The sequence below is a fragment of the Elioraea sp. Yellowstone genome (genome assembly GCF_006704265.1).
Classification (GTDB): domain Bacteria; phylum Pseudomonadota; class Alphaproteobacteria; order Acetobacterales; family Acetobacteraceae; genus Elioraea.
In genome coordinates this window covers 1-3752 of the sequence record NZ_VIKA01000222.1, presented here as the reverse complement: position 1 = coordinate 3752, position 3752 = coordinate 1, and the positions used below count along the sequence as shown (strand labels likewise).

3 protein-coding genes, 2 tRNA genes and 2 pseudogenes are annotated in these 3752 nt (G+C 71.7%); 4 read left to right on the top strand and 3 right to left on the bottom strand.

Annotation, left to right across the window (positions count from 1 at the left end; translation table 11 throughout):
• The 4 genes and pseudogenes from FK498_RS17855 to FK498_RS17840 form a co-directional block, all read left to right on the top strand.
• Window positions 1-606 (top strand): annotated as a pseudogene (locus FK498_RS17855) (phenylalanine--tRNA ligase subunit beta); the annotation flags it as partial.
• Window positions 607-840: 234 nt separating this feature from the next.
• Window positions 841-917: transfer RNA gene (locus tag FK498_RS17850), tRNA-Pro, on the top strand.
• Between the two features lie 19 nt (window positions 918-936).
• Window positions 937-1245, top strand: a complete 309-nt coding sequence (locus FK498_RS17845; protein WP_141856949.1) for an ETC complex I subunit — start codon at window positions 937-939, stop codon at window positions 1243-1245.
• 8 nt (window positions 1246-1253) lie between these two features.
• Window positions 1254-1330: transfer RNA gene (locus FK498_RS17840), tRNA-Arg, on the top strand.
• A gap of 248 nt (window positions 1331-1578) precedes the next feature.
• Here the strand turns inward: FK498_RS17840 and FK498_RS17835 are convergent.
• The 3 genes and pseudogenes from FK498_RS17835 to FK498_RS19510 all read right to left on the bottom strand — a co-directional run.
• Window positions 1579-2202 carry a glutathione binding-like protein gene (locus FK498_RS17835; protein ID WP_141856947.1) on the bottom strand — a complete coding sequence of 208 codons (624 nt, stop codon included), beginning with the start codon at window positions 2200-2202 and terminating at the stop codon, window positions 1579-1581.
• A 160-nt stretch (window positions 2203-2362) separates the two neighbouring features.
• The gene (locus tag FK498_RS17830) at window positions 2363-3295 is read right to left on the bottom strand and encodes a ribose-phosphate pyrophosphokinase (RefSeq protein WP_141856945.1); all 933 of its coding nucleotides are present in this window, start codon (window positions 3293-3295) and stop codon (window positions 2363-2365) included.
• A 91-nt stretch (window positions 3296-3386) separates the two neighbouring features.
• Window positions 3387-3752 (bottom strand): annotated as a pseudogene (locus FK498_RS19510) (hypothetical protein); the annotation flags it as partial.

Genomic DNA, 3752 nt, shown 5'->3' with positions numbered 1-3752 from the left:
GGTGCGACGCCGCGGCACTGGGCCGCGCCGCGCCGCCCGGTCGATGCGCTCGATGCGAAGGGCGACGCGCTCGCGGTGCTGGCCGCTCTCGGGGTCAATCTCGACGGCGTGCAGGCTGTGCCCGAGCCGCCCGCCTGGCTCCACCCCGGTCGCGGCGGCGTGCTGCGCGCGGGGCCGAAGGTGACGCTCGGCGTGTTCGGCGAGCTCCATCCGCGCGTGCTGAAGGCGCTCGACCTGGAGGGCCCGGTGGCGGTGTTCGAGCTCGATCTCGGCGCGGTGCCGGAGCCCAAGCGGAAGAGGCGCGGCAACCCGCAACTGCCGGCGTTCCAGCCGCTGGTGCGCGACTTCGCCTTCGTGGTGGACGAGTCGGTCGCGGCGGAGGCGCTGCTGCGCGCCGCGCGCGCGGCCGACCGAACGCTGATCGAGCGCGTCGAGCTGTTCGACGTCTATCGCGGCAAGGGGATCGAGGAGGGCCGCAAGAGCCTTGCGATCGCCGTGACACTGCAGCCGCGGGAGCGGACGCTGACGGATGCCGAGATCGAGGCGGTGGCGCAGAAGATCGTCGCCTCGGTGGCGAAGGCGACGGGAGCCACGCTGCGCGGGTAGACCGTTCCTCGCACTCCCCCTCCCGCCGCCGTGGGAGGAGGCGGTGTTGCTGCCGAGGCCCTCCCCGCCGGCGGGTTCCGCCTCGTGCGGGAGGCGGCTTCTGTCCCGGTGGTGGTGCAGGAGCCATGGATGCCCGATGCGCCGGGGCGTCACCCGCTCAGCGGGCTTGCATGACCGGAGACGGCCAACGCGCTTGCCGCCGCGCGGGCGCATCACTAGGGTCCGCGCGACTGGCGGGGCGTAGCGCAGCCTGGTAGCGCGTCTGCCTTGGGCGCAGAAGGTCGTCGGTTCGAATCCGGCCGCCCCGACCAGCGCGGAGAACGAGGAACGATGCGGGCGCGGATCTACAAGCCACCGAAGACGGCGATGCAGTCGGGCTGGGCCAAGACCAAGGAGTGGGTGCTGGAATACGAGCCGGCCGAGAAGCGCGTGGCCGACCCGCTGATGGGCTGGATCGGCTCGGGGGATACGCTGTCATCCCAGGTTCGGCTGCGGTTCCCGACCAGGGAGGCGGCGGTGGCCTATGCCGAGAAGCGCGGGATTGCGTATGAGGTGGAGGAGACGGCCGGCCGGGTCATTCGCCCGAAGGCCTACGCCGACAACTTCGCCTTCGGCCGGGCGGAGAACTGGACCCATTGAAAGACCGGGCGCCCTTAGCTCAGCTGGATAGAGCGGCAGCCTTCTAAGCTGCGGGTCGGGGGTTCGAATCCCTCAGGGCGCGCCATCTTCAAGGCACCGGGGCAACTCGCGGCAGGGGCGGAAGGGGACCTCCGCGTGTGGATCGGAGGCAAGCCACAACCGAGCGGACGGGCGGGGGCGGGAACAGCCGAGCGCCCCGTGGAGTGGTTCCTCTCCGCCAGGCGGCCCTGCCCGACCCCATCGGTCCGCCGGCGAAGGGCGCGGTCCAGAGGCGCCGCGCCCCCCTGCACGCCCGCCCAACCTGAGGGACACCCGGTCGCGTGGCGGTTCGGGTCAGGCCAGCCCCTCCGCCGCGAGCGCAGCCCTGGTGCCGGGCCGCTCTGCGACGCGGTCGTGCAGGCGCTTCAGCGCCGGGAAGTCGGCGAGCGTCCGGCCCGTGCGCTCGACCCAGCGCGCGATCACGTAGAGATAGTCGTCCACCACCGAATGGCCCGAGGCCAGCGCGGTGTCGCGGCCGTCGAGCATCCCCTCGGCGATCGTCAGGTACTTGACGGTGTCCTCCTTCGCCTTCTCCGCCGCCGCCGGCGCGTGCGCCGGATCGCCGACGAAGCGCTCGGCGCGGCCGATGCGCGTGAAGCCGCCGTTGTGGATGCTGCCGGAGATGAAGTTCATCCACTCGAGCGCACGCGCCTGGCCCTCGACGTCCTCGGGCAGCAGCTTCGCCTCGGGATGGCTGCGGCCGATCCAGAACAGGATCGCCGGGCACTCGGTCAGGATCGAGCCGTCGTCGCGCAGGAGCGCCGGCACCTTGGCCTTCGGATTGACCTTCAGGTACTCGGGCTGGAACTGCGCGCCATCCTTCAGCGCCACGCGCTGGCCCTCGAAGCGTGCCCCGGCCTCGTGCAGGGCGATGTGCGGCGCGAGGCTGCAGGCCCCTGGGCTGTAGAACAGCTTCATCCCGTGCGTCTCCTCGATGATGGCGTGCGCGGGATGCTGGGTCGCGCCGGGCGCGTGCGCAAGGGGGTCGGCCTGGCGCGGGACGTCAGGCCTGCGATGACGTCATGCGATGCAAGACGTCGCCCGCACGCCGCGGCGGCCAATCCCGCGCATGGCCGCCTCAGCAGAACAGGCTGCTGACCGAGCTCTCCTCGCTGATGCGCCGGATCGCCTCGGCGAGCAGCGGCGCGATCGTGATCTGGCGGATGTTGTGGCTGACCCGCACCGCCTCGGTCGCGAGGATCGAATCCGTCGTCGTCATCATCTCGATCGGGCTGGCCGCGACGCGCGCAACCGCGCCGCCCGAGAACACCCCGTGCGTGACATAGGCCGAGACCGCGGTCGCGCCGTTCCGCATCAGCGCCTCGGCCGCGTTGCAGAGCGTGCCGGCGGAATCGACGATGTCGTCCACCAGGATGCAGTGCCGGCCTTCGACCTCGCCGATCACGTTCATCACCTCGGAGATGCCGGCGCGCTCGCGCCGCTTGTCGATGATCGCGAGATCGCAGTTCAGCCGGGTCGCGATCTGGCGCGCGCGCACCACGCCGCCGACATCGGGGCTGACCACCATCAGGTCGCGGTCCGCGTAGCGCGCCTTGATGTCGGCGGCGAACATCGGCGCGGCGAACAGGTTGTCGACAGGGATGTCGAAGAAGCCCTGGATCTGGCCCGCGTGCAGGTCGAGCGTCAGCACGCGATCCGCCCCCGCCTCGGTGATCAGGTTCGCCACCAGCTTGGCGCTGATCGGCGTGCGCGGCCCCGATTTGCGGTCCTGCCGCGCATAGCCGAAATAGGGGATCACCGCCGTCACCCGCCGCGCCGAGCCGCGGCGCAGCGCGTCGAGCGTGATCAGCAGCTCCATCAGGTTGTCGTTCGCGGGGAACGAGGTGGACTGGACGACGAACACGTCCTCGCCGCGCACGTTCTCGTGGATCTCGACGAAGATCTCCATGTCGGCGAAACGCCGCACCGAGGCCTTGGTCAGCGGGAGGTTCAAGGCCGTTGCCACCGCCTCGGCGAGCGGGCGGTTCGAGTTGCAGGCGACGATCTTCATCGGGCGTCGGTTCCCGGGGCTTGCGGGCGGGAGGCGCGGCGTTCCTAGCAACGGGGGGTGGGGGTGTAAACCGGCCGTCACGCGATCCCGCTCAGCCGCCCGAACGCGCGCGACGGATCACCTCGGCGACGCCGCCGGCGGCCTGCTCGGCCACGACCAGCGCGACATCGGCCCAGAGCCCGTTCAGCGTCCCTGCCGGGATCTCGTTCAGCTGGCTCACCTTGCCGAGTTCGGTGCCGTCGGCGCGGGCGACGATCCAGGTGATCTCGACGCGTTCGCGCCGGGGCGGCAGCGCGGTGACGGTGACGCGCCCGGAGAGCGCGAACTCGCCCTCGGCGCCGCCCTCCTGCACCAGCACGCCCTCGCTCGCGAGGGCGTTGCGGATCGCGCGGTCGAGCGAGCGGTTGCCGTCGCCCGGCGCGCCGGTCACGCCGGCCATGCGCACGGTCGGCAGGCG